Genomic DNA, 23905 nt, shown 5'->3' on the forward strand with positions numbered 1-23905 from the left:
GTCATAGCGTTTACTTCCTCAAATGGGTCTCTTTGCGGCATTACTGTTTTGGCTGTGGTGGCCAGGCACCCCCGTTGCGCCCCGGGTGCCTGCCCACCACAGCCAAAACAGTAATGCCGCAAAGAGACCCATTTGAGGAAGTAAACGCTATGACCACACTGCGAATCCACGGTATGACCTGCGCCTCCTGTGCCGACCGCGTCAGAGATGCTCTGGAGGGAATCTCCGGCGTGCACCGGGCGGACGTCTCCTACGCCGGTGGGAAGGCCGAAATGACGGCCGACGCGGCTGTCAGCCGTGAACAAATGCAAGCCGCCGTCGAGGCCCTTGGGTATCAAGCGTCGTTCGAAGTCGCCTCGCTACAACCGCGCCCCGGCCAGCTCGATAAGGCGCTGGGCTGGTTGCGCAGCGACACCGAGGTCGGCAAAAACGGCGACGCGCTACACATTGCAGTCATAGGCAGCGGCGGTGCGGCAATGGCGGCCGCCTTGAAGGCGGTGGAAGCCGGCGCCCGCGTCACTCTGATCGAGCGCGGCACCATCGGCGGCACTTGCGTCAACGTCGGCTGCGTGCCGTCGAAAATCATGATTCGCGCCGCGCATGTGGCTCATTTGCGCCGCGAGAGTCCGTTCGATGACGGAATGCCCGCCACGCCGCCGACCGTCCTGCGCGAGCGGCTGCTCGCGCAACAGCAAGGCCTTGTCGACGAACTGCGTCACGCCAAGTACGAAGGCATTCTGGAGAGCACACCAGCCATCACCGTGCTGCGTGGCACCGCTCGCTTCCAGGACGGCCACACGCTCAGCGTCGAACTGGTCGAGGGGGGCGGGCGCGAAGTCGCGTTCGACCGCTGCCTGATCGCTACCGGCGCCGGTGCGGCCGTGCCGCCGATTCGCGGGCTGCAAGACACCCCCTATTGGACCTCGGAGGAGGCACTGGCCAGCGCCAGTATTCCGCAACGGCTCGCCGTGATCGGCTCATCCGTGGTGGCCTTGGAGCTGGCGCAAGCCTTTGCCCGGCTGGGTAGCCGCGTCACCATCCTGGCGCGCAACTCGCTGTTCTTCCGCGAAGATCCGGCCATCGGCGAGGCGCTGACCGCAGCCTTCCGCATGGAGGGCATCGACGTGCTTGAGCAGACACAAGCCAGTCAGGTGACCCACGCCAACGGCGAATTCGTACTGACCACCAACCACGGTGAACTGCGCGCCGACCAACTGTTCGTCGCCACCGGCCGCACGCCCAACACCCAAAGCCTGAACCTGGAAGCGGCGGGTGTACTGTTGGATGAACGCGGCGCCATTCAGATCGATCAGGGCATGCGCAGTAGCGCAGTGGATATCTATGCAGCCGGCGACTGCACCAACCAGCCGCAGTTCGTCTACGTCGCGGCGGCGGCTGGCACCCGTGCGGCGATCAACATGACCGGCGGCGAAGCTACGCTTAATCTCGATGCCATGCCGGCGGTGGTGTTCACCGATCCGCAGGTGGCCACCGTCGGTTACAGCGAAGCGGAAGCACAGCGCGCAGGCCTCGAAACCGACAGTCGCACGCTGAGCCTGGACAACGTGCCGCGTGCGCTGGCCAACTTCGACACGCGAGGGTTCATCAAGCTGGTCGCCGAAGCGGGTTCTGGTCGGTTGCTCGGCGTGCAGGCGGTGGCCCCGGAAGCGGGCGAGCTGATTCAGACGGCGGTGCTGGCTATTCGCAACCGCATGACCGTGCAGGAGCTGGCCGACCAGTTGTTCCCCTACCTAACCATGGTCGAGGGCCTGAAGCTCGCGGCGCAGACTTTCACCAAGGACGTAAAGCAATTGTCCTGCTGCGCTGGATGAATGGAGAGCACCATGAAATTTGCCCGCTACATTACCGAGATCGCCGAACGTCTCACCCCGACCAACCGGCCCAAAGGTTTTGCGGAGTTCTTGGTCGCGCTACTGGGTGAACTTGCCAAGGGACGCCCGATTTCGCGAACTACGCTTGCCAGGACTCTTGGCTGGCCCGCTGAGCAAGTGGCGGCTGTGCTCGAACAAGCCACCAGTACCGAATACGACAACGATGGGAACATCATCGGCTATGTCCTCACCTTGCGCGAGACGTCGCATGTCTTGGAAATTGACAACCGCCGGCTGTATGCCTGGTGCGCGCTGGACACCCTGATGCTCCCGGCGTTAATCGGCCGTACAGCTCGCGTCTCGTCGCATTGCGCTGCAACTGGAGCACCCGTTTCGCTTACGGTTTCACCCAGCGAGATACAGGCTGTTGAACCTGCCGACGTGGCAGTGTCACTGGTATTGCCGCAGGAGGCGGCCGACGTTCGTCAGTCCTTCTGTTGCCATGTGCATTTCTTCGCATCTATCCCAGCGGCAGAAGATTGGGCCTCCAAGCATCAAGGATTGACTATCGTAAGCGTCCAAGAGGCGTTCGGCGTGGGCCAGGAGCTTAATCGACATCTGTTGCAGACCCTTCCAATGAGAACATCGTGATTGGATTTCGACTCAATGTCCTACGGAGTGGGCATCGGATTTCTCTTTCCGACTTTGATCCGGTGATCCCAGCCATCGCCAAAGTCATAGACCTAGCGGAATGTCCTTTTCCCGTTCAACGCTTTGATCAGAGTCTTGCGGGTCTCCGAGTTCACGGGAGGCCCCCATCCATCGGAGTCGGGAATACCGTAACTCTCACCAGCTATTTCAAACTCATGCAGATGGTCATCGTGCCAGCCCATTGCGATCTGGATCACCGCGTGCAATTTGCCTAAGGTGATGTTCTCGGGCACCGCCACACGGCGCCAGATGGCAGGTTCGATCCACTTCAATTCAATGTGCAGTAGCAACAAATCAGGTTCGGGTTTTGGCAAGCGAACAGTTTTGACCATGGATCAGGCGGCCTCGCAGAGTTCCGTGGAGGCGAGAGAAACGTTCCAGGGCAGCAGTTCGTCGACCCGATTGATCGGGTGGTCGGCGATGCGCTCCAGCACGTGTGTCAAATAGGCTTGCGGGTTCAGGTCGTTGAGTTTGGCTGAACCCACCAGGCTGTAAATCGCAGCCGCTCGTTCGCCGCCGGCGTTGGAACCGACGAACAGATAATTTTTTCTGCCTAGCGCGACAGCACGTAGCGCGCGTTCGGCAGCGTTGTTGTCGATCTCAATTCGCCCGTCATCGCAATAGCGCACCAAGGCCTGCCACCGATTGAGGGCATAGAGAATCGCACCGCCCAATGCCGATTTTTTCGACAGTTGAGTCAGCGTCTGGTTGAGCCACGCGTGGAGTTGTTCCAGCAGCGGACTGGCTCGGCTTTGCCGAACCACTTTTCGCAGGTTGGGCGGTTGCCCTCGAATCTCGCTTTCGATGGCATACAGGGCCGCAATCCGTTGCAGCGCCTCGGCGGCAAGTGGTGAAGCCAGGTCTTTGTAGACCTCGTAAAACTTGCGCCGGGCGTGAGCCCAACACGCCGCTTCCTCAATGGTGCCCGTGGCATATAGTTGAGCAAAACCGGCATAGCCGTCCGCCTGCAAGATCCCGCTGAAGCGCTTGAGATGCGCGCGGGGATGTTGCCCCTTGCGATCCGGCGAGTAGGCAAACCAGACCGCCGCCGGTGTCGCGTCCCCCGTAGGTCGGTCGTCCCGCACGTACGTCCACAGGCGCGCCGATTTGGTCTTGCCGTTGCCCGGCGCGAGCACGCCAATCGGCGTGTCGTCGGCATGGACTTTGTGTCCGCTCATGACGTGGTGCTCAAGGGCGTTGATCAGTGGTCGCAGCAACTGACTGCTCTGGCCAACCCAGTCGGCCAGGGTTGAGCGCTCCAGCTCCACGCCCTCACGGGCGTAGATCTCGGACTGCCGATACAACGGCAAATGATCGACAAACTTCGAGACCAGCACATGGGCCAACAACCCTGGGCCGGCAAGACCTCGGGCGATCGGGCGACTCGGTGCCGGCACCTGGGCGAAGTGCTCGCAGCAGCGGCAAACCCACTTCGGACGGACATGGCGAATGACTTTGAAACGTGCCGGAACGTACTCCAGCACTTCGGACACATCCTCACCTAAATGGCGAAGCGTCCCACCGCAGCCAGTGCATTGCGACTCGGGCTGATGAACGTGGGTTTCGCGAGGTAGGTGTTCAGGCAATGGTTTACGGCGCGAAACTGCGCGAGGTGCCGGCTCGACTGGAGGTGTCATTTCGGCTTGGCTGATTTGCAGCTCATCAAGGCTCAACTGGAGCTGGTCGATCATCGCTTCCAGTTGCTCGGAGCTGCGACCGAACTGCGTACGACGCAGCTTGGCGATCATCATCTTCAAGCGCTCAATCTCTGCGTGCTGGGCAGCGATCAGCGCCTTCAAGGCTTGAAGATCATTCGGCAGGGAGTCGGTCACGAGGGTCATGCCCGAATATTACTGGGGATTTTTTCAGCGCGGCAAGTCAGACCGCGAGGACGGGTGCTGTACGAATTGGCCGGCGCCAATCAATGCCCTCCAACAGCATCGACAACTGCGCGGTCGTCAGCGACACGCTGCCGCTGGTTGCTTGCGGCCAGACAAAGCGTCCTTGCTCCAACCGTTTGCAAAACAGGCACAAGCCGTCGCCATCCCACCACAACAGTTTGATCCGGTCACCACGCCGTCCGCGAAAGGCGAAGATCTGACCGGAGAAGGGATCGGCTTCCAGTTGAGTCTGCACCATGGCCGCCAAACCGTCGAAGCCACGACGCATGTCCGTGACGCCAGCGGCGATCCAGATACGGGTTCCAGCGGGAGGGGCAATCATCGCACTAACTGCTGCAAGACGAGTTGCAGCGTCTGCGGGTCTGGTGCTCCGGTGATACGCAACTTGGCTTTTCCTACCTCAACTGCGATCTCGGAATGACACTCTGCCTGTGGCTGGAAGACTGGCGGCAGATCCATTGGCGCCTCGATCACCTGGACTGGCAAAAACGAAGCACTCTGGCTGACCGGGCCGAATAGCCCTTCTTGGTATTGCTGCCGCCAGCGAAAGACCAGATTGGCATTGACGTCATGTTCGCGAGCGATCAATGACACGGAGGCGCCAGGCTGGAAGGTGGCCTCGACGACTTGGCGTTTAAAGTCCAGCGGAAAGTTGGGGCGGCGACCGGCTCGACGGGCTGGGGCAACTGTATCCAAGATAGTGTCCACTAAAAAATGGTGTCCACTATCTTGGCCAATTTGGAGGGCTGTCAGGAGAGGGTGCTGGCCGGACGGTTACAGTGATTGGCCTTGAACCGCCATTTTTTCAACTGTGGGCTCCTCCTAGGAAGCACCGCCGTGTATGCCCACGTGTATGCCTAACCAAGGATTGATAGAAAAGCCCCCATAAATAGGGCACCAAACCTATCGGTTCAAACGACGCCGGGGCACCAAATTTGGAATGAAAAAGCCTCAGGTCGGGAGATCTGGGGCTTTTTTGTGCGTTTGGTGGGTGGTGAAAGAGTGTTGAGTCGCGTCGGGATAGTAGAGGTGAAAATAAATCCCCTTTCCCCTCCCTTTTTCCCAAGCAGTTTTCCAGCTCTACGATCATTACGATTTCACCGTCTTGAGCGCCGGTCTCAAGCAAAGAAGAAACGCCTACACAGGAACCTCCGCCCTGATCAGCGTACCGCCTTCGGCCAGATTGCGGGCAGTAATGGTACCGCCATGGGCGTGGCAGATCGCACGGGCGATGGACAAGCCTAGCCCGCTCCCCCCCGAGTAACGTGCCCTGGAGCGCTCTGCACGCCAGAAGCGGTCGAACACGCTGTCCAGATGCTGGGCTTCGATACCTGGCCCTCGGTCACCGACTTCAATCACCACCGAACCGTGAACCCGGCGCGCCGTTACATTCAACTCGCCTCCCCCGGCCGCATAACGCAGCAAGTTATCGACCAGAATGTTGATCACCTGGCCCAGGCGATCACGATCGGCATGCATACGAAGCCCATCAGCAATACTGACCTGCGTCAGCACGCAAGCCTCATCCAACTGCGGCTGGAACCACGCCAACCGCTCCGCCACCAGAGCTACCAGAGAAAACTCGCTGCGCTCCAGCACCAGCCGGCCAGCACGAGCCATCGACAACAGGTGCAAATCATCCACCAGCTTTCTGAGTTGATCGAGCTGACGCTTGACCATGCCCAACTGCATGGCATCGCTGGGGAATACCTCATCGAGCATACCCTGCACGCGCCCCATGGCGGCGTTCAAGGGTGTGCGCAGTTCGTGGGCAATGACCGCGCTGGATTCACGCACATCGCGCTCATAGCGCTCCAGTTGCGTGGTCATGCTGTTGAAGTCGCTGACCAGCCGTTGCAGCTCGTCGGGCGCGTCGCGGTGCACCGGCAGGCGAGTCAGGAAATCACCGCCGGCGACTCGCCGGGCGCCCTGGGCAATTGCCGAGAACTGGCTGGACAAGGGCCGCGAAAACCACAGGCCGAAGCCAATGATGATAGGGATCGCGGCCAGCACCAGGCCGATCAGTATCAGCCAGTCGCGATTGGCGATAGCCGGCTGGAAATAGTCCAGCGGATAGTACTGGGCAACCACTTGACGCAAGCGTGCCTCATTGAGCTCTGGCTCGGCGCGCAACGCCAGCAGCTCCTCACGCGGCCCAGGCGGCAGATGCTGCACAAAATACCAGTCCGACAGTGTGACGTTGATCCACATGCACACCGAGATCACCACCACCGCGCCGATCGCCAGCAGGCTCATGCGCAGGCCGATCCAGCGCCACATGGGTTTGTCGTTGACCCGCGGTTGCTCAAGCATGTGCGTTACCTGAATCGATAGCCAATGGAGCGCACCGTGACCAGAACGCCGGTGATGCCGTGGTTTTCCAGCTTGCGGCGCAGGTTGTGCACGTGGGTGTCGACGACGCGGGCCAGGGCTTCGCTTTCCGGTAGGCAGATTTCCAGCAACTCATCACGAGTGAAGGCCTTGGACGGCGTCTTGAGCAACGTCACCAGCAGCTTAAATTCCGTTGGGGTCAGGTCCAGCCATTGCGGTGGTGCTTCGCCCTGCTCAATGGCCGCGGTAAACGCAACAAGATCCACCCGCAGGTTTTCATGGCGCAGCAGGTGTTCGACCGGTTGGTTGCCGGTGGTGCGCCGCAACACCGCGTGCACCCGCGCCACCACTTCGCGCGGGCTGTAAGGCTTGACCACATAGTCGTCCGCGCCATAACGCAAGGCACCGAGTTTTTCCGGTTCGTCGCCCATGGCCGTGACCATGATGACCGGCGTGTCACTGCTACGGCGCACGGCGGATAACACCTCGGTGCCGCTCAAGCGCGGAAGCATCACGTCGAGCAGGATCAGGTCGGGCTGCCAGCTTTTGTACAGGTCCAGACCGCGCTGGCCGTCTTCGGCCAGGGCCACCTCATAGCCATCCCGGAGCAAGTAGGCTTCGAGAATGTTGGCGCTGTCGGCGTCGTCTTCGACGATGAGGATACGTTTTCCTGACACAAAGAAGCCTCTTGATGAAACCTTGATAATTTACGAGCGGTTTATTGAAAGTGCGCTGCCAGTATTGCCCTACGCCCGCTTTCGCGAGCCGATCCTATGCCGACCACTGCATCGCTGTCCAAGCCTATCAACGGGCCTGAACAGCTCGATCAGAGGGAGGTGTTGTGTCGCGCGTCGGCGGGCGCACTGCTGTCTTCTTTTGCACATAGGGCTTGACCATGAACTTCACCACCTCCCCTACCCACAACGTTCTGTTGGGCGCCGTCACGCTGCTGTGCTGCGCGCTCGCGCCCCAGGCTCAGGCGACCGACGCCAGCCCGACAGCCGAAGAAACCACCGTTACCCTGGGCCTTGGCATGGGTGTCACGCCTCGCTACATGGGTGCTGACCGCTACCGTCCGCTCGTACTGCCGATGCTCAGCATCCAGCACGGAGCGTTGTTCGCCGACACCACTCGCGGCGTGGGCCTGCAATTTCAATCCGACAGTGGTTTTAGCGCCAGCGCAGCGATCAATTACGACCTGGGCCGCAAAGAGAAGGACAGCATCACCAGCCCGGGCGGCGACGAGCTCAGAGGTATGGGCGATATCAACGGCGCAACCGTCGCCGACTTTACCCTCAGCCAACAACTGCTTGACTGGCTGTCGGTCAACGGCGAAGCCGAACTGCGCATGGCCGGCGAGCACCGAGGCAACCGTTACCGCTTTGGCCTGGAAGGCATCTTGTTGCACACAGACCGCGACACCCTGAGCCTGGCCATCGACGCCCATGCCGGCGATAGCCGCTACAACCAGACGTTCTTCGGCGTCACCCAGGCTCAGAGCCAACGCTCGATCTACAGCAAGTACACCGCCGACGCCGGGATCTATGCCTACTCCGCTGCCTTGAACTGGCAGCACACCTTCGACGCGCACTGGTCAACGCTGGCCAGCCTGACGCTGACTCAATACGCTGACCAGGCCAGCGACAGCCCGCTGGTAAGGCGCGAAACCGCAGGCTTGGGCCTGTTTGCAATCAACTACACGTTCTGACAACAAGCCCCGGGTATGCAGGCTTCATCTGAACTATCCCTGGGGCAGATTCCAGTCCTGTGCGAATGGCTTTTCAGACCGCGCAAGGTTCTCCCCATCAGGGCGTACACACGATGATCCGTTTGAAGTACCTGTCCAAAAGAGCCGTGCTGCTCTATGCGCTATTGATGAGTATCGGCAGTCAAGCCTCCCCCACCCTGCATACCGAAGCGTTCGTGCATCCTGGCCTGCTCCAGACCCGGGAGGACTTCACGCGGATACGCGAGAAGCTGGCCAACTATAACCAGCCGTGGCTGGCCGGCTGGCAGAAGCTGATCGCCAACCCCCATGCCTCATTAGCCTGGCAGCCCAACCCGATGCCGGTGGTGTACCCCACTTCAGGCGGCCCGAATAACGACAGTGTTCTGTTCAACGACGCAGCCGCCGCGTATGCACTGGCCCTGCGCTGGCAGATCTCCAACAACCCGGCGTATGCCGACAAGGCCGTGAGTATTTTGAACCAGTGGGCCTTGACCCTCACCGCGATCAAAGACAAGCCCGGCAGAGCTTTGGTGGCAGGCTTGTACGGCTACCAACTGGCCAACGCGGCCGAACTGCTGCGCAGCTACCCAAAGTGGCGGGCGGAAGATTTCCAGCGTTTTCAAGGCATGATGCTCACTGTGTTCTACCCCATCAATCATGACTTCCTGGTGAACCACGACGGCGCCCGGCCTGATCATCATGGGGCCAGCTGGGACCTAGCCAACATGAACTCGATGCTGGCCATCGGCGTACTGACCGACCGCCGCGATCTCTACAACGAGGCCGTCGACTACTTCAAGCACGGCACCGGTAACGGCGCCATCGCCCACGCGGTGTGGAAGCTCTACGGCGATGGCCTTGGTCAAGTCCAGGAAAGCGGACGTGATCAGTCACACGCAATGCTCGACATAGCCCTGCTCGGCAGTTTCTGCCAAATGGCCTGGAGCCAGGGCAACGACCTGTTCGGCTACCAGAACAACCGCGTGCTGCAGGGCGCCGAGTATGTGGCCAAGTACAACCTTGGCCAGGAGGTGCCGTTTACCCCCATCCCCAACAGCAGCTTCAAACAGACCGTCATCTCGGCCGATCATCGCGGCGAAACCCGTCCGATATGGGAACTGCTCTACAACCACTACGCCGTGCGAAAGGGCCTCAGCGCACCGAATGTGCAGGCCATGGCAAATAACGTCCAAGTGGAAGGTGGTGGCGGGGATTATGGTGCTGACAGGGTTGGCTACGTCCAGCTGGGGTATGGGACGTTGCTGTATTCGTTGGGGGAATACGGTTTGTCGGAGATGCAGTTAATGCCTTAGAGGTATATCACCGAAGCTGCGCTGCGCATTACAAATGCGTCCTTTCTACCTGTCAAATTCGAGGAATGGCAAGAACGCATTGGTGTGTTGGAAATGTCAAAGGACGCCAGCACCATCGCCGCAGAAGTGTGGAGCCAGATATGAATGAAACACCCGAGGTCTTTAGACCCGGGGCTTTTTTGTGAGCCACTTGCACGCGCAACTCGATGTTGCTACGAGTGGCTAAGCGCCTACATCCCGATGGGTTGAGTATTACGAAGGCCTTGATGAATTCCCGGAATGCTGCTTTTCCAGGCTTGAAATTTCACCGCGCAACACCCCCTCCAACACCCCAAAAAACCCCTGAATATGCCCCTGCTTCAACGCCTGCGGCCGCGTAACCAAATAAACCTCCATCGCCGGCAGTTCTATCTCCTGAAAAACCTCACTCAACCCCGTCGCCAAAATACGCGGCAACACCGCCACCCCCATCCCCCGCTTCACCGATTCAAGCTGCACCGCAAACGAACTCACCCTGATCGGCGCACGGTCCACCCCCGCAGCTTTCGCAGCGCGCATTTGCGGCAGCAGATCCAGCGGCGGCAGCAAGGCGATACTGGCGGCGGTAGCTGGCGTTAGCGCAGGAAACCGTTGCAGGTATTCAGCAGTTGCGAATACGCCGTAAGCGAGTTTGCCGAGCCCTCGGTAGATCAGGGAAGGTTCGCCCAGGTGTGCGGTGCGTATGGCGATGTCGGCCACGCCTCGTACGATTTTGTGAAAGTCGGTGGTGACCTGTAGTTCTACGGAACAGCCTGGGTGCTGGGAGGTGAAGCGGCTGGCGGCCTCAAGCACGCTGGCGGAAAAGCCTTCGCCGGCGCTCACCAGCACGGTGCCGCTGAGGGTTGCTGGCGTGCCGTCGGCGGGGGCCTGGCGGCGCAGGCCGGATTCGGCTGCCAGGGCGACGTCTACCAGGGCTTGGCCTCGGGAGGTGAGCCGGCAGCCTTCCACGCCGCGTTCCACCAGTGGTTCGCCCAGGGCGGTTTCCAGTTGGGTGAGGCGGCGGGAGACGGTAGACGCCGCAATGCCAAGTAACTGGCCTGCCTGTAAAAAGCTGCCGCGCCGTGAGACTGCCAGCAGCAGTCGAAGATCGTCCCAATTTGCCTGCAATGCCATATCTCCGCGCTTCCCTGGTGTGCAGATGTGCAAAGCCATTATGCCGTAGGCGCTGTTTTTACGGCGCGGGCTGACCGGTATATCTACTGGCCTTCTCAACAAATGGAATGGCCTGTATGAACACGAACCCCAATCGCTTGCGCAGCACCTTTGTGACCGGTGCCACCGGCTTGCTGGGCAATAACCTGGTACGGGAGCTGGTCGCACGGGGTTATGCGGTGAAGGCGCTGGTGCGCTCGGCGGCCAAGGGTGCGCAGCAGTTCGGCGATGTGCCGGGCGTGGAGCAGGTGGTGGGGGACATGGCGGATGTGGATGCCTTCGCGGCGGCGTTGCAAGGCTGCGATACGGTGTTTCACTGCGCGGCGTTTTTTCGGGATAACTACAAGGGCGGCAGCCATTGGGAGGAACTGGAGAAGATCAATGTCGTCGGTACCCGAGCCCTGCTGCAACAGGCCTATGACGCCGGTGTGCGACGGTTTGTGCACACCTCGTCGATTGCCGTGCTCGACGGTGCCCCCGGTACGCCGATCGACGAGACGTGCCTGCGGGTCGAAGCCGATGCGGATGACTACTACCGCAGCAAGATCCTGGCTGAGCGGGAGGTGTTGAGGTTTCTTGAAAGCCATCCGCAGATGCACGCTTGCATGGTCTTGCCCGGTTGGATGTGGGGGCCGGGTGACCGTGGGCCGACGTCTTCGGGGCAGTTGGTCCGGGACGTTATCAACGGCAAGCTGCCGGGGCTGATTCCGGGCACCTTTTCTCTGGTCGATGCCCGCGATGTGGCCTGGGCGCACATTGCTGCCGCCCAAAGCGGGCGACGGGGCGAGCGTTATCTCGCGGCCGGTCGCAACTTGACCATGCGCCAGCTGATGCCGGTGCTGGGGCGTATTGCCGGGGTCAAGGTACCCTCGCGCCAACTGCCGCTGCCCGCGCTGTACCTGTTGGCAGCGGTGCAAGAGGCCTATGCGTACCTGACTGGAAAGCCCATCTTGCTGAGCATGGCGACATTGCGGTTGTTGATACGCGAGGAGCACCGTACCCGCTTTGACCACCGTAAAAGTGAAGAGGAACTGGGGCTGAGTTTTCGTGTATTGGAGCAGACCCTCACGGACACGGTGGCGTGGTCCCGGGCCTACGGCGGGTTGTAATAAAAAGCCCCAGGTCGACAGGCCTGGGGCTGGTTCGTGGCGGCGGGTTCACTGCTGTTGCAACGCCTCTAGCCGTGCCGGCAAGTCCTCCTCGGGAAAGCGTTGGTACAGCGCCAGCAGTTTTTCATCCGCGGCCCTGGTTTCACCCGCTCGACGCAGGTTCACAATTTCCTGCAGACCTGCTTCCAACGTAGGCAGCGCCCGTTTGCTGAGTTTCAGCGCTGGCTGATCCGCCACTGCGCTTTCGGCTTGAGCAGGCGCACTTTCAACCCGTGGCGCTATCGCCATCCGGGCCATTGGCGCGGGGGCGGAGAAGGCTTGCGGCGCTGGCTGGGCGGCTTCTTCGTGGTGCGGCGCAGAGAATGTCGCGGTGGAGGTTTCGGGTGGCGGCACGGGGGAGCGCATGACCACGCCGATCATCAGTGCCAACCCGGCGACGGTGGCAAATGCCATTTGCCAGCGCGGGCGTTGGCAGGCTTGCAGCCAGCGTTGCCACAGGCTGGGTTGCGGCTGCGGGGCTTCGCGGCGGGCGGCGTTGAGGATGAAGGCGTCGAGGGACGCGGGCGGTTCGCCCGTGCTGTGTTGACGGTAGTGCTGAAGCAGCGCGTCGTCCGGGGTGTGTCGGGAGTCAGTCATACGGGTACCTCCTCGGCCAGCAGGCGCCGCAATTTTTGCAGGGCGTAGCGCAAGCGGCTTTTTACGGTTTCCAGCGGGGCGCCGGTGAGGGTGGCGATTTGCGGTACTTCGAGCTCGCCGTGCAGGCGCAGCAGAAACACTTCGCGCTGGTCTTCGGGCAACGCTTGCAGGGCCGCGTCGAGGCGCGCCTGGTCGCGGCTGAGGGTCAGTTGTTGCTCGGGGCCGTCGCTGTCATCGGCCTGGGCGTGGAGCTGTTCATCGTAGCTGTCGTGCAGGGGGTTGTGGATGCCGTGCTTGCGCCAGTGGTCGATCAGGCGGTTGCGGGCGATCTGGAACAACCAGGTGCGAAAACTCGCCCGGCCTTGTGGCTGGGTGGTGCTGCGGATCAGGCTGAGCCAGGTGTCCTGGTAGATTTCTTCGGCCAGTTCGGCTTTGTTGCACAGGGACACGAGGAAGCGGTACAGGCCCTGGCGGTGGCGCGTGTACAAGGTTTCGAAGGCGCCCGCGTCACCGGTTCGGTAGCGGGCCAGCAGCGATTCGTCGCTGGGTGAGTCGTCTGGAACGGCCATGTAATGGGCGAACTCCTTTTGGTCAGCCGAAGCAGGGTTACTGTAGGAGCGAGCTTGCTCGCGAAGAACGTCAACGATAACGGGTGCTTCCTGGATAAACGCGGTGCCTGTGAGTTTTTCGCGAGCAAGCTCGCTCCTACAAAAAGCTTTAGCAGCAAGCCACCTCCCACATTTGATCTCGGTTGTGAGCGAGGTCAGGGTTTGAGGCTTTGGGCCAACTCCACCAGTTGCACGAACTCGTTGCGCAGCCCGAACGGGTCATCGCCGCGGGCCGAGCGTGCCAATCTGGCGGTGTCTTGCAAGCTCATGCTGCCAGTGTAGCGGCCATCGCCCTTGAGCTGTTGGGCGAAGGCGGCCACGGCAGACGAGAAGCGCAGGTCGTCGCTGGCCGGGGTGGTTTGGTTGGCGATGGGGCGTTCGATCAATTGGCTGTTGCCGCCCGCAGCGGGTTTGTAGCGCACCCGTAGCATCGCAAGCTCTGCGGATTGGCCTTCGGTCGCATGCGCAGCGGCATAGCGCAAAGGGTCCAACCAGCCCTTCTCGCCCTTGGGCACGATTTCATACAACGCCGTCACTGTGTGCCCTGCGCCAATTTCGCCGGCATCGACCTTGTCGTTGTTGAAATCCTCACGCTTCAAGGCGCGGTTTTCATAGCCCAGCAGTCGGTATTCGCTGACCTGGGCGGGGTTGAATTCCACCTGCAATTTCACATCCTGTGCGACCACGGCCAGGGTCGAGCTGAGTTGCTCCACCAGCACCTTGCGCGCTTCACGCAGGTTGTCGATGTAGGCGTAGTTGCCATCGCCCGCGTCGGCCAGTTGTTCCATCAGGTGTTCGTTGTAGTTATCCACACCGAAGCCAAGGGTGGTCAGGGACACGCCGCTTTTGCGCTGGGTCACCGCCATTTGCTTGAGGCTGTCGAAGTCGCTGATGCCCACGTTGAAGTCACCGTCGGTGGCCAGCAGGATGCGGTTGATACCCTTGTCGATAAAACCTTCGCGGGCCATCTGGTAGGCCAGTTCGATGCCGGACGCGCCTGCGGTGGAGCCACCGGCGGTGAGTTGGTCGATGGCGTTGCGGATCTTGGCTTTTTCAGCGCCCGAGGTGGGCTTGAGCACCACGCGGGATTCACCGGCGTACACCACCAGTGACACACGGTCCTGATCGCGCAGTTGGTCCACCAGTAATTTCAGCGTGCTTTTGACCAGCGGCAAGCCTTCGCGACGGTCCATGGAGCCGGACACATCCACCAGGAAGACCAGGTTGGCGGGCGCCAGTTCTGCCACGGCTTGATCGGAGGCCTTGATACCGATGCGCAGCAGTTTTGTACGCGGGTTCCACGGCGTGGCGGCCAGCTCGGTAGTCACGCCAAATGGGGAGCCATCGGTGGGCAGTGCGTAATTGTAGGGGAAGTAGTTGACCATTTCCTCCAGTCGTACCGCACCTTCGGGTGGCAGGCGGCCTTGGTTGAGGAAACGTCTGACGTTGGCGTAGCTGCCGGTATCGACGTCGATACTGAAGGTGGAGACCGGGGTTTCGGAAACGCGATGCACCGGGTTATCCGGCAGGTTGGCGTATTGCTCGCGGGGTTCGCTGCGGTAGTCCATCCTCGCCATTTCTCGCACCGCCATCGGTGCCGGCATCGCCATACGCTTGACCACTGCATTCTGGATCGGCGCGCTGTGAAGTTCGGCGAGAGGCGCCGGTTCAATCGGTTTGGCGACTTCGGGAGACGATGACAGCCCACACCCGACCAGCACCACCAGCAGGGTAACGGCAAAGCCGTGGGCAGCAGGACGCAGCAGTAGCAGAGAGCGGGACATGCGCTGAACCTCGTGAATGAATGATCCGTTCAACAGATCAGACGTGAGGCGGCACTCATACGGGTTAAACACTTTATCCGCTCCGATCGCTGCCTCACACTTGGAGACACAACCGACTGAACCGGCCGTCACCAGCAACCACATATCGAGAGCTCGCCTCCCAGTCAGAACCGTCTGTTTCTTGAGCTTCCTGGAGGCTTTTCACATCAGAGAAACCACGATGACCTTCGTAAGCAACAACCTCACACACCGCTATGAGCATCCCGCAGTCGGCCAACGAGCCAGTTATGCCAGCGCACTGGCACGCGCAAGCAATGCGCCAACCTGGCCCGCCCAGGTCAGGCCTCAACCGCCGACGCCAGCGCAGACAGCACCGTACAAGCCGCGCCCCGAGCCAATGCCCGTACAACAACAAGCGCCGTTCTCCTTGCAGAACTACGCCAACGCATCCCTTAAGGGCACGCCTATGCATACCGCCGCCAGGGCCGTGGGCACGATTCGCGAAGTGAGCATTACACGTGACTCATGGGGCTACGAACGCGTGCATACCCGTTCGTTGGGTACCGGCTCGCTGATCAACGATGGCAACAGCGTACTGACCAACCAACATGTGCGCGACGCGCTGGCCAAAGGCAGCAAGCTCGAACTGTGGCTGGGGTATGAACAAGACAGCACCGGCCGAATGAAGGTAGAGCGCAAAGTGCCGCTGGACCCCAACCCGCTCAGTGGCGATGCACGGCTGGACTACGCCGAGCTGCGTGTCGACTTGCCCGCCGGCGAGAAAAAAGCCTTGGCCGAGCAGTTCCGGCCGCTCAAATTGGCCTCCGGCCCCCAAGCATCGCCTGGGCAGAAAGTCTTTATGCCCAACCATGGGCAAGACGCCCTCGGCATTTCATTTTTAAATACCAAGGGCCAACCCACCACACTCAAGGGATACGACCAGCACAGCCGTAATCAGGGCACGGTCTATCATGATGCCTTCAAGAAACCCGGCACTTCCGGTTCACCGCTGATCAGCGTCGACACCGGCGAGATCGTTGCCTTGCACAACGGTTCCATCGGCGCCAGCGTAAACGGGCAGCGCGACTCAATGGGCACGGCCACACGCATCGACTTGATCCAACAGCACCGTCGTCAGAGGTGACGCGGTTCAGTCCGTGCCGTACTTGGGATTACGCGGACCGTACAGAAGCCCGGTGCGTTGCCCCGCCGACAGCAAGCGCGCACTGGTGATACCGGCAATCGGGTGTGCCGCATCGGTGGAGCTGTTGATCACCTGCTTGACCGCCGCCGTGATCAGCATGCCCACCAGGCCGCCACCGTTGTTGTTGCCCTCCTCGCTCGACGCCCGCGCCGAACCGGTCCACAGGGTGGTGCCGGTGCGCAGGTCCACCAGTTTGGCCGAGGCCGTCACCGAGGTGTCGCTGGAGATCAGCATGTACTGGGTGCCGTACTCGCTGATGGTGATGTACAGCGCCGCGTCCGCACCAAAGATGTCATGCAGCTTGGCCGGTTGTACGGCCTGGATATCGTTGGCGGTGGTCAGGCCGTTCTGGCGGAAGGTTTCGTCCACCAGGGCAATCGGCAACACGTAGTAGCCGGCTTCGGCCAGCGGGTAGGTGACTTGCGACACCAGGCTGTAGGACGCCTGCACTTCCGGCGATTCGTTGATCGGCGGCAGTACCAGGATCGACTTGGGCCGTGCCTGTTTGTACGCCGAATAATCGACCGTCTTGGGCGCGGCGCAACCGCCGAGCAACGCCAGGGCCAGCAAGGCGCCGGTGAGTTTTAACAGGCTCATTTGGTGGCGACTCCGGTCTTGGCGTTTTTCAACAGAAAGTCCATGTACGCAGCAGACTCAGGGAACAGGGCCTTCTCGGTGCGAAACTCCTGCACCATCTGGTCATCCTTGCCCATGTTCATGTACAGCATGCCCAGGTGCGCGTGGTAGCCCGGCGGCGCCTTGCGGCCACTGGCGTTGATCTTCTGCAGATCGCGTTCCAGTGCTTCCACCTGCGCTTCCTTGGGCTCGCCCTTGAAGTACTCGTAAACCTGCGGCTGGTAGCTCTCCCATTGATACAGGGGCTGGGGCGCCGTCTGGCACCCGGCTACCGTTGCGATTGCTGCCAGCGTCAGCGCCAACTTCACTGCCTTGCTCATCCGTGTACTGCTCCTTGTGGTGTGGCTGATCAGTTACGCGGGTTCCAGGCGCCGGCGTTGATGCCGTCGACCAGGCGGTTGATCGCTTCGCGCATGGCCAGGTCGAGCACCTTGCCATTGAGGGTGGAGTCATAGCTGGCGGTGCCGCCGAAGCCGATCACTTCACGGTTGGACAGCGCGTACTCACCGGCGCCCTGGGTGGAATACACCACTTCGGAGGTATTGATGTTGACGATATTCAACGCAACTTTGGCGTAGGCCACTTGGGTCTTGCCACGGCCGAGGATGCCGAACAGCTGGCGGTCGCCGGTCTCTTTGCGGCCGAACTCGGTCACATCGCCAGTCACCACATAGTCAGCGCCCTTGAGCTTCTGCACGGTGCCTTTGATTTTGGCTTCCTGGGAGATCTCGCCCATGTTGTCGCGGTCCAGCACGCTGAAGCGGTTGGTCTGCTGCAAGTGGGTGATAAGGATGGTCTTGGCCTGGCCGCCGAGACGGTCAACGCCATCGGAGAAGATGCCGCGCATGTAGCTGGAGCGGTTATCGAACTTACCCACGGCAATCGGCACACGCACGCCGGAATAGGCCACGTGGGCGCTGGCGACTTGCTCCACCGGCATCGCGCGGTTGCTCTCGGTGGCGCAACCGGCCACGGTCAACAGCGCCGCGGCGGTGAGGCCCGACAGCAGGATTTTGGACAGTGTCTTCACAGGGTGCTCCTTGGGTGAGGAAATCAGCGTTGCTGGGTTTTCCAAGGAGAAAGGCAGCTTGAAAACGCGCTGGCCTGGATTCTTCCCTGAAAGACGGTGATGCAACGGCTGCGGCATTTTACGGGGTTGAGAGCGGTTCTCAAGTTGTTTCGGCCATAGGTGGGGGGGCTTAGCCTACTGCCGACCGCAATACTCAAAGCAACAAAGATCAAATGTGGGAGCTGGCTTGCCTGCGAAAACGGTAGTGCAGCAACAGATGCAGCGACTGACACAACGCCTTCGCGGGCAAGCCCAATGCCGATCAATTAAACGAACGCAATGCCCAAAGCAACGAAGATCCAATGTGGGAGCTGGCTTGCCTGCGAAAGCGATAGTGCAGCAACAGATGCAGCGACTGACACACCGCCTTCGCGGGCAAGCCCGCTCCCACAGGGGAACTGCGCTTAACCCTGACTGGCATTAGCCCAAGCCCGCCCATCAACAGCCGCCAGCCTTCGCACAGCCCTACTTGAGCTCCTTCACCAGATACTGCGCAGAAATCTGCGTAATCCCGGTCAACGCCCGGCGCAAAGCTTCAGGGTCCGTGCGGTAGGTTAACGGTGTATAGCCATAAACGTTCTGACCATTGAACGGCGTGACCGCTTCAAAGGTGCGCCAGACCATCTCATCGCCGCGATCCATCTGAGCTAACACGTTAAGGGTCGGATAAATCACGCTGCTGAAACCCTGGGTCAGGCGAAAGCCCCACTCGGACACGGTCAGCTGAATCTGCGCATCAGCGGGCTCATCGTCGCCGACCACCTTGAGCGTCGAAGTCTTGCCCAACTCATCGACAAAGCCCTGCTTGAGCAACACGCCTACATCGAGTTTTTCCGCCTCCATCACCGTCAGAATAGCCACCGGCGTCGGCATCTCGGCCAACTGCCCGAGCTTCATGCCGCCGGCAAACCCGGCGCCACTCAACGCCGCAGTACCCAGCTTGGACGCTCCGCTGGCCATGCCAACACCCGCACCAACCCCGGCCCCCAGGGCCGCGCCCCAGGCCTGTTCGCGGCCGAAGTACACCATGTTCTTTTCCCACTTCACGGGCAGGACTTTGACGGTCTTGATCTGCGCGCGGTTTTCGGGGGTGAGAGGGTGGCTGAGGCAGCCGCCGAGGATGAGGGTGGTGAAGAGAATGAGGAGGAGGTTTTTCACATTGGTCCTTTAATGTTTGGGGTGAGGCTTCGGATTTGCGTATTCGTAGTGCGTTTGTTCGTGGGCAGTATGTCGGCAATGGATAGCAAGATGTTAGCCGCTGCGGGCACGCTCCGAAGCAGCGGCATTTTGATGCCTTGCGCGGGCTTGGCGGTGCGGCTTATAGTCCGGCCGTCGCTCAAAAAGCGACCGGGTTTGGCGACCCGAAGAACGAGCCCTCAATAATCCAGAGAGCTTAATGATGAATCGATACATTCCCCTAACCGGCCACGACTGCACCGTCCCAGCCCTGATCATCGACACCCAGGCACCTCTCGACGTCCTTCACGACGCCGCCGTGCACCGCATTCGGGCCGTCACCCAACTGCTGGAAAACCTGGCCTTCCGCGAACAACTCAGCAGCGATGCCGTCGTGCTTTCAGACTTCGCCCATTTGCTGGCCATTCCGCTGCGCGATGGGTGTGACTTGCTGGATGTCATCAGTCGCAGGCTGAATGCCGATCCGTCCTGAGTGAAAATCGGGCGGCCTTAGTGTCGCCCCCTTTATGCGTGAGCAATTCAACTTAATAAACCAGTCCACTTTTTTCGTCATTTCACGCAGCAAACCTGATCATCCGAAAGATAATAAAGTCCCTCCAGCTTTCCGCAAATGGAAGGAAGACCGAAAACCGATTCTGAGGCATAAGAAATAGGCAGCTCGGTTCTAATCGAACAGGCAAACTCCGAACTTTCCCACGTTGGAGTGACTATACCGCTCCAAAAACTTACTGCGTCTCCCTTATCAGACAATATAACAGGCTTTACGTATTCAATTGCGGCATTGGAGTCCCAATATAAATAACCGCGATACACAGCGCCACTTTCACCAAGAAAATCAGTTAGAACGATAATCTGAAAATCTGAGCACGTTTCCTGTTCGGCGAGGGGGCGTACAGTTGACTCATCCTCCACTGTTTCGTCCATCGGAAAAAACCAAACGCTATAGCTATCAAGATCATCAATCGTTAGCTCATATACTTGTTTGTCCGACACAAATCGCCCCCTATGTAATTAAATACAACAAAAGGGGACAGAATTACTTAATAGGCTCTCAATTCTAATTTAAATAAATCTGTCCCTTTTCTACCCATTTCTCCGAATTTTTATCCTGCTGGAACCGCATCGATATCAAACTCACCTTGCTCGTCAATTTCGGCGTCTGCTCTCAACACCTCAAAATCGCAGCCCCCTAAATTCAAATGGACATTTATTTCATACGCTCCACTTGAGGAGGGTCTTATAAATTCGACCTGAAGAGAATAATCTCCTTCAGGCAGTTCTAGAGGAACCGTACTCGAAATACTACCAAGCTCAACATTTCTATCTTTCACCGTGAAGGGAACTTTAAGAGCCCGAACCACGTCTGCGCTAATAGCGGGCACTTGCTCGTTAATGAAAACGCTAATTATATGATCCCCTTCGTCGATCAAAGCTCTAAAAGAGGCACTTCCTAACCTCCACGCAAATCCTTGCGCATAACTACGATCACTCCAATCATTATACGGCTGATCAAGCGAGCTTAAAAACACGCAAAATTGCGAATAAGACAAATATATACTTTCTCTAAACCCAGCCATTAGCCCCACCTTAATTCAACAAAAGGGGACAGATTTACTCAATAGCCTTTGTACTACCACCACGAATTAAGTAAATTCGCCGCCCTCACAACTACCTGACTAACTAGGCAACGGTTTCTTGATCGCCATTAACAGAATCAAACAGTACGCCGACAACACCAGCCGCCATAAATCGCCGTTTCACTTCTTCACTTACTATGACCGCACCCAAATATTTTTTAAGTCTAAATATATGACTTGATCCGACCCTGCCCGGGTCAACCACTAAATTGTAGAAAGCACGATAGTTGCCGGCCATATCTGGCCTAACAGGATCATCTACCTCAAACTTTTTATAGCGAGAGCGCTTTTCATCCACGCAATCAATTTGCGTTTCAATAATCATCAAAAAATAGCTCTGGCAAACCACTTTATTGTTTATCTTCACCGGCTCAAAAACGACATGCTGATAAAGTTCGTCTGTCTCTGGCAAACCGGCGAGCGAATTTTTTGCCCTCTCGCTTAAAACAGGAATACTGGCGTATCCAGCGAGGGAATAATCAACTTCTTTACCGTCGAACCTTACATCGAGGGTATATGTGCCTGGCTCCATAAAATTAACTGGAGGATCACTGAAATGCCAGTTATCTACATGATGTACATCTCCGAGCACCCACCTATCGCAGACAGTTACATCTTGTCGCATTAAGTAATATCTCATTTCAGTCCCTCGTAAGCCATTTATTAACTTCACTACCCACGATTACTGCTTCTGACTTAATCCCTTCCAATATTTTTGTCACGAATCAACGAAAAAAGGGGACTGTCTAGTCCTGAAATAGGTTTACACCTGCTTCAGGACTAGACAGCCTTTAAACTCTAGTCTAGATAAATCTGCCCTCTTTTCTTGTCCCTTTTCTTCAGTCCCCTTTTCTTCAACTTATTCATCATCCCATAACTGCCCCGGCGGCGCATAGTTACCATCTTCCAAGATGCTGCACCATCCAAAAAGCCTATAAAACATTTCAAGATCCAATATTTGGTAGATATCAATATCAACTTTTTTTAACGACACCCGACCGTGTGCATAGTGAGAGTATTGCCCACCTACCCCACCTATCGCTCTTTTTTCAAGTTCTGCACGATCCCACTCCAGAACGGTTCCTGCAGCTTCTGGCAAAGGGTCCAAAAATTCAATTTCAAACTCCGTTGCAATTTTGCAAATGCAAGGAATCAGCCTTTGCTCGAGCAGGCTGTGGGTTAACAAATTCTCGGGAAACTTAATGCTTAATTTCATTTCAGAGCATCCTTTGGAACAACAACATAACCTGAAAAATTCTTTTCAAAAGTAGTCGCGGGGCTAAAGTACTGCTTACCATGAGGATCACTGCAAAAGGGGACAGATTTATTTAATGCGCCTTTAAACTCTAATATTAAATAAATCTGTCCCCTTTTCTCGTGAGATTAAAAGGTGGTACCTACCCATCCATCTTTACTGGATACCCACGCAGACCGTGACGGCGCGCAACCCACAATCAGAAATACAACTACCATTATTACGCTAATTTTTTTCACGTTTTCTCTCCGTGAAAATGTGAAAAATGGGACATATTTATTTAATACGTTTTTCAACTCTAATTCTAAATAAGCCTTTCCCTTTTCTCACTTTTTTATTCATCTCCGCTCTGGCACCGACTCAACTTTTTCCATTTATATGATTTCGCCACGGCACGAGCAGTCCCTCCAACAAGACTCGATCAACAACACCATCATCAATGGCGCCGACAAAAGTTGTATCCAACTGAAACTCAAAGGAAATATCTTCCTTTTCCGATAACTTTTTTACGGCACAGACTATTTCTTCCACTTCATCTAGATTTTTTGAATCCATATCAACAGACAGTATATTCGGTTGCAGTGCTGAATAAATCTCCAACATTCCACCCACCACTTCCGCGCCCCCTTCGTCTATCGCGTCAATAAAGGTTGGCGGGGCAATGCTCCATATTCTTGACGCAGCGAGCTCATTCACGAGCTGCTGCACATTAGATCTAATAGACTGATCTAAGTCTTGAGCCACGTAGAAAATCAACTTTTGCTTCTCATGTTCTAGCGGTACGGAATGCATTATTCAGCTCCTTTTTTTGGAGGGTATGCCGGGAGAGCCGACCCTGGACCGCCTGGATTATATCTAAACCCTCCTGGCATATGCGCATCCAAATGCCGTGTATCAGGCAGTGGCACAGTAAGTGGCGAACCCTGAACATAACAAAAGGGGACAGATTTATTTAATATGCTTTTCAACTCTAATTTAAATAAATCTGTCCCCTTTCTCATAACCTCTTTCTGAGGAGACATATTCAAAACCCTCACTTTTAAACTCCACGTGAGGAGTACCATCTTCGGGGGAGCTCTCTCTAACCAACAGCATAGACTTAGGCGCTCCCAACTTAGCGCCTATCAAACTCACGGTTTTCTGCAGCTCACCGAAATTGGAAACCATACTAATTCGTTCTTCTCAACAAAAGGGGACTGATTTATTTAATGCACCTTTAAACTCTAATTTAAATAAATCCGCCCCCTTTTCTCTCTTTTCTTTACCCTTAAAACAGCAGTTAAACGACATAACATCCTTTTACGTTAGAAGTTTCGTATCTCCATGACTTTATTAGCCGATCCGCAGCGACAAAAACCGAATATCGGCAATCCCTAATCCAAGTTATGTAATACCGCCTGCCTCCGTTTTCATCAACAACCTTATCAAAGGTCTTATTTTTATTTACAGGCGACCAATATGAGTCGCCACATCCTCGAGTGCAGTCTTTGTAAAGGTGGGAATCGAAATGAGTACCTACCCATAGATTCATTCCATTTTCCCAATTGGAATGGGAAGGTGCGCAGCCAGCCAAGGCCGACAATAATACTACTAAAAGCCATTTATTAATTTTCACGCTTTTTCTCCGACTCAATTGCTGGGCGGTACTTATCGTACAGTGCTCCATAATTTACAAGCAGAGCAGGCGGCACGAACAAAAGGGGACAGATTTATTTAATAGGGCTTTACCGCCATCTCGAATTAAAATAAATCTGTCCCCTTT

The 23905-nt window shown here is 57.6% G+C and carries 25 protein-coding genes and 1 pseudogene; 7 read left to right on the forward strand and 19 right to left on the reverse strand.

What is annotated here, in order from left to right; translation table 11 throughout:
• The first annotated feature begins 149 nt into the window (after nucleotides 1-149).
• Together merA and merB are read left to right on the forward strand one after the other, a co-directional pair.
• Nucleotides 150-1832, forward strand: a complete 1683-nt coding sequence (merA, locus tag JFT58_RS24430; protein WP_003425044.1) for a mercury(II) reductase — start codon at nucleotides 150-152, stop codon at nucleotides 1830-1832.
• Between the two features lie 12 nt (nucleotides 1833-1844).
• On the forward strand, nucleotides 1845-2483 hold the full coding sequence (merB, locus tag JFT58_RS24435; RefSeq protein ID WP_003425042.1) for an organomercurial lyase MerB: 639 nt from the start codon (nucleotides 1845-1847) through the stop codon (nucleotides 2481-2483).
• 92 nt (nucleotides 2484-2575) lie between these two features.
• On the opposite strand, the gene JFT58_RS24440 is transcribed toward merB, so the two are convergent.
• The 6 genes and pseudogenes from JFT58_RS24440 to JFT58_RS24465 form a co-directional block, all read right to left on the reverse strand.
• Nucleotides 2576-2875, reverse strand: a complete 300-nt coding sequence (locus tag JFT58_RS24440; RefSeq protein ID WP_003425039.1) for a plasmid pRiA4b ORF-3 family protein — start codon at nucleotides 2873-2875, stop codon at nucleotides 2576-2578.
• A gap of 3 nt (nucleotides 2876-2878) precedes the next feature.
• Complete coding sequence (gene tnpC / locus JFT58_RS24445) at nucleotides 2879-4384, reverse strand: IS66 family transposase (RefSeq protein ID WP_003425038.1); 1506 nt, start codon at nucleotides 4382-4384, stop codon at nucleotides 2879-2881.
• 37 nt (nucleotides 4385-4421) lie between these two features.
• A complete protein-coding gene (gene tnpB / locus JFT58_RS24450) occupies nucleotides 4422-4766 on the reverse strand; it encodes an IS66 family insertion sequence element accessory protein TnpB (RefSeq protein ID WP_003425037.1) in 345 nt (114 codons plus the stop codon).
• Nucleotides 4763-5059, reverse strand: a pseudogene (locus JFT58_RS30865) (transposase); the annotation flags it as partial. The gene tnpB and the pseudogene JFT58_RS30865, both read right to left, overlap by 4 nt.
• A 522-nt stretch (nucleotides 5060-5581) precedes the next feature.
• Nucleotides 5582-6757 carry a sensor histidine kinase gene (locus tag JFT58_RS24460; RefSeq protein WP_054896825.1) on the reverse strand — a complete coding sequence of 392 codons (1176 nt, stop codon included), beginning with the start codon at nucleotides 6755-6757 and terminating at the stop codon, nucleotides 5582-5584.
• A 5-nt stretch (nucleotides 6758-6762) separates the two neighbouring features.
• Nucleotides 6763-7452: a response regulator gene (locus JFT58_RS24465; RefSeq protein ID WP_003187519.1), complete on the reverse strand. Its 690-nt coding sequence runs from the start codon at nucleotides 7450-7452 to the stop codon at nucleotides 6763-6765.
• Between the two features lie 218 nt (nucleotides 7453-7670).
• On the opposite strand from JFT58_RS24465, the gene JFT58_RS24470 reads away from it, so the two are divergent.
• Nucleotides 7671-8483, forward strand: a complete 813-nt coding sequence (locus tag JFT58_RS24470) for a MipA/OmpV family protein (RefSeq protein ID WP_054896826.1) — start codon at nucleotides 7671-7673, stop codon at nucleotides 8481-8483.
• A gap of 113 nt (nucleotides 8484-8596) precedes the next feature.
• Nucleotides 8597-9817, forward strand: a complete 1221-nt coding sequence (locus JFT58_RS24475; RefSeq protein WP_054896827.1) for an alginate lyase family protein — start codon at nucleotides 8597-8599, stop codon at nucleotides 9815-9817.
• 252 nt (nucleotides 9818-10069) lie between these two features.
• Here the strand turns inward: JFT58_RS24475 and JFT58_RS24480 are convergent, their stop codons facing one another.
• The gene (locus tag JFT58_RS24480; protein WP_054896828.1) at nucleotides 10070-10969 is read right to left on the reverse strand and encodes a LysR family transcriptional regulator; all 900 of its coding nucleotides are present in this window, start codon (nucleotides 10967-10969) and stop codon (nucleotides 10070-10072) included.
• A 116-nt stretch (nucleotides 10970-11085) separates the two neighbouring features.
• On the opposite strand from JFT58_RS24480, the gene JFT58_RS24485 reads away from it, so the two are divergent.
• Complete coding sequence (locus tag JFT58_RS24485) at nucleotides 11086-12117, forward strand: SDR family oxidoreductase (RefSeq protein WP_054896829.1); 1032 nt, start codon at nucleotides 11086-11088, stop codon at nucleotides 12115-12117.
• Nucleotides 12118-12165: 48 nt separating this feature from the next.
• On the opposite strand, the gene JFT58_RS24490 is transcribed toward JFT58_RS24485, so the two are convergent.
• The 3 genes from JFT58_RS24490 to JFT58_RS24500 form a co-directional block, all read right to left on the reverse strand.
• Nucleotides 12166-12753: a hypothetical protein gene (locus tag JFT58_RS24490; RefSeq protein WP_198834686.1), complete on the reverse strand. Its 588-nt coding sequence runs from the start codon at nucleotides 12751-12753 to the stop codon at nucleotides 12166-12168.
• On the reverse strand, nucleotides 12750-13322 hold the full coding sequence (locus JFT58_RS24495; protein ID WP_054896831.1) for an RNA polymerase sigma factor: 573 nt from the start codon (nucleotides 13320-13322) through the stop codon (nucleotides 12750-12752). Before JFT58_RS24495 ends, JFT58_RS24490 begins: the two co-directional genes overlap by 4 nt.
• Nucleotides 13323-13516: 194 nt before the next feature.
• Nucleotides 13517-15145, reverse strand: coding sequence for a vWA domain-containing protein (locus JFT58_RS24500; protein ID WP_054896832.1), 1629 nt, complete (start codon nucleotides 15143-15145; stop codon nucleotides 13517-13519).
• Between the two features lie 220 nt (nucleotides 15146-15365).
• Here JFT58_RS24500 and JFT58_RS24505 point away from each other — a divergent pair, with 220 nt between their 5' ends.
• A complete protein-coding gene (locus JFT58_RS24505; RefSeq protein ID WP_054896833.1) occupies nucleotides 15366-16289 on the forward strand; it encodes a S1 family peptidase in 924 nt (307 codons plus the stop codon).
• A gap of 6 nt (nucleotides 16290-16295) precedes the next feature.
• Here JFT58_RS24505 and JFT58_RS24510 read toward each other — a convergent pair whose 3' ends face one another.
• The 4 genes from JFT58_RS24510 to JFT58_RS24525 form a co-directional block, all read right to left on the reverse strand.
• The gene (locus JFT58_RS24510) at nucleotides 16296-16946 is read right to left on the reverse strand and encodes a DUF799 domain-containing protein (protein WP_043049149.1); all 651 of its coding nucleotides are present in this window, start codon (nucleotides 16944-16946) and stop codon (nucleotides 16296-16298) included.
• The gene (locus JFT58_RS24515) at nucleotides 16943-17305 is read right to left on the reverse strand and encodes a DUF4810 domain-containing protein (protein WP_054896834.1); all 363 of its coding nucleotides are present in this window, start codon (nucleotides 17303-17305) and stop codon (nucleotides 16943-16945) included. The genes JFT58_RS24510 and JFT58_RS24515 overlap by 4 nt, the downstream gene beginning before the upstream one ends.
• 29 nt (nucleotides 17306-17334) lie before the next feature.
• Complete coding sequence (locus JFT58_RS24520) at nucleotides 17335-18015, reverse strand: CsgG/HfaB family protein (protein ID WP_005783620.1); 681 nt, start codon at nucleotides 18013-18015, stop codon at nucleotides 17335-17337.
• A 504-nt stretch (nucleotides 18016-18519) separates the two neighbouring features.
• The gene (locus JFT58_RS24525; RefSeq protein ID WP_198834687.1) at nucleotides 18520-19212 is read right to left on the reverse strand and encodes a hypothetical protein; all 693 of its coding nucleotides are present in this window, start codon (nucleotides 19210-19212) and stop codon (nucleotides 18520-18522) included.
• 253 nt (nucleotides 19213-19465) lie between these two features.
• Here JFT58_RS24525 and JFT58_RS24530 point away from each other — a divergent pair, with 253 nt between their 5' ends.
• The gene (locus JFT58_RS24530) at nucleotides 19466-19723 is read left to right on the forward strand and encodes a hypothetical protein (protein ID WP_005783616.1); all 258 of its coding nucleotides are present in this window, start codon (nucleotides 19466-19468) and stop codon (nucleotides 19721-19723) included.
• 77 nt (nucleotides 19724-19800) lie between these two features.
• Here the strand turns inward: JFT58_RS24530 and JFT58_RS24535 are convergent, their stop codons facing one another.
• The 5 genes from JFT58_RS24535 to JFT58_RS24555 form a co-directional block, all read right to left on the reverse strand.
• Entirely contained in the window at nucleotides 19801-20244 is a 444-nt protein-coding gene (locus JFT58_RS24535; protein WP_072445732.1) for a hypothetical protein, read from the reverse strand.
• 110 nt (nucleotides 20245-20354) lie between these two features.
• Nucleotides 20355-20828, reverse strand: coding sequence for a competence protein ComJ (comJ, locus tag JFT58_RS24540; protein ID WP_072445731.1), 474 nt, complete (start codon nucleotides 20826-20828; stop codon nucleotides 20355-20357).
• Between the two features lie 103 nt (nucleotides 20829-20931).
• On the reverse strand, nucleotides 20932-21513 hold the full coding sequence (locus JFT58_RS24545; RefSeq protein ID WP_229999312.1) for an imm11 family protein: 582 nt from the start codon (nucleotides 21511-21513) through the stop codon (nucleotides 20932-20934).
• Between the two features lie 234 nt (nucleotides 21514-21747).
• The gene (locus tag JFT58_RS24550) at nucleotides 21748-22104 is read right to left on the reverse strand and encodes a hypothetical protein (RefSeq protein ID WP_054896836.1); all 357 of its coding nucleotides are present in this window, start codon (nucleotides 22102-22104) and stop codon (nucleotides 21748-21750) included.
• Nucleotides 22105-22503: 399 nt separating this feature from the next.
• Nucleotides 22504-22935 carry a hypothetical protein gene (locus JFT58_RS24555; protein ID WP_054896837.1) on the reverse strand — a complete coding sequence of 144 codons (432 nt, stop codon included), beginning with the start codon at nucleotides 22933-22935 and terminating at the stop codon, nucleotides 22504-22506.
• Between the last annotated feature and the right edge of the window lie 970 nt (nucleotides 22936-23905).

It is taken from the genome of Pseudomonas sp. MF6767, from assembly GCF_016405475.1.
In the GTDB taxonomy this organism is placed as follows: Bacteria; Pseudomonadota; Gammaproteobacteria; order Pseudomonadales; family Pseudomonadaceae; genus Aquipseudomonas; species Aquipseudomonas paracarnis.

Bases quoted from the DNA above. Each gene is read 5' to 3' on its own strand.
- merA (WP_003425044.1), top strand. From the start codon at position 150: ATGACCACACTGCGAATCCACGGTATGACCTGCGCCTCCTGTGCCGAC.
- merB (WP_003425042.1), top strand. From the start codon at position 1,845: ATGAAATTTGCCCGCTACATTACCGAGATCGCCGAACGTCTCACCCCG.
- JFT58_RS24440 (WP_003425039.1), bottom strand. From the start codon at position 2,875: ATGGTCAAAACTGTTCGCTTGCCAAAACCCGAACCTGATTTGTTGCTA.
- tnpC (WP_003425038.1), bottom strand. From the start codon at position 4,384: ATGACCCTCGTGACCGACTCCCTGCCGAATGATCTTCAAGCCTTGAAG.
- tnpB (WP_003425037.1), bottom strand. From the start codon at position 4,766: ATGATTGCCCCTCCCGCTGGAACCCGTATCTGGATCGCCGCTGGCGTC.
- JFT58_RS24460 (WP_054896825.1), bottom strand. From the start codon at position 6,757: ATGCTTGAGCAACCGCGGGTCAACGACAAACCCATGTGGCGCTGGATC.
- JFT58_RS24470 (WP_054896826.1), top strand. From the start codon at position 7,671: ATGAACTTCACCACCTCCCCTACCCACAACGTTCTGTTGGGCGCCGTC.
- JFT58_RS24475 (WP_054896827.1), top strand. From the start codon at position 8,597: ATGATCCGTTTGAAGTACCTGTCCAAAAGAGCCGTGCTGCTCTATGCG.
- JFT58_RS24480 (WP_054896828.1), bottom strand. From the start codon at position 10,969: ATGGCATTGCAGGCAAATTGGGACGATCTTCGACTGCTGCTGGCAGTC.
- JFT58_RS24485 (WP_054896829.1), top strand. From the start codon at position 11,086: ATGAACACGAACCCCAATCGCTTGCGCAGCACCTTTGTGACCGGTGCC.
- JFT58_RS24490 (WP_198834686.1), bottom strand. From the start codon at position 12,753: ATGACTGACTCCCGACACACCCCGGACGACGCGCTGCTTCAGCACTAC.
- JFT58_RS24495 (WP_054896831.1), bottom strand. From the start codon at position 13,322: ATGGCCGTTCCAGACGACTCACCCAGCGACGAATCGCTGCTGGCCCGC.
- JFT58_RS24500 (WP_054896832.1), bottom strand. From the start codon at position 15,145: ATGTCCCGCTCTCTGCTACTGCTGCGTCCTGCTGCCCACGGCTTTGCC.
- JFT58_RS24505 (WP_054896833.1), top strand. From the start codon at position 15,366: ATGACCTTCGTAAGCAACAACCTCACACACCGCTATGAGCATCCCGCA.
- JFT58_RS24510 (WP_043049149.1), bottom strand. From the start codon at position 16,946: ATGAGCCTGTTAAAACTCACCGGCGCCTTGCTGGCCCTGGCGTTGCTC.
- JFT58_RS24515 (WP_054896834.1), bottom strand. From the start codon at position 17,305: ATGAGCAAGGCAGTGAAGTTGGCGCTGACGCTGGCAGCAATCGCAACG.
- comJ (WP_072445731.1), bottom strand. From the start codon at position 20,828: ATGGCTGGGTTTAGAGAAAGTATATATTTGTCTTATTCGCAATTTTGC.
- JFT58_RS24545 (WP_229999312.1), bottom strand. From the start codon at position 21,513: ATGCGACAAGATGTAACTGTCTGCGATAGGTGGGTGCTCGGAGATGTA.
- JFT58_RS24550 (WP_054896836.1), bottom strand. From the start codon at position 22,104: ATGAAATTAAGCATTAAGTTTCCCGAGAATTTGTTAACCCACAGCCTG.
- JFT58_RS24555 (WP_054896837.1), bottom strand. From the start codon at position 22,935: ATGCATTCCGTACCGCTAGAACATGAGAAGCAAAAGTTGATTTTCTAC.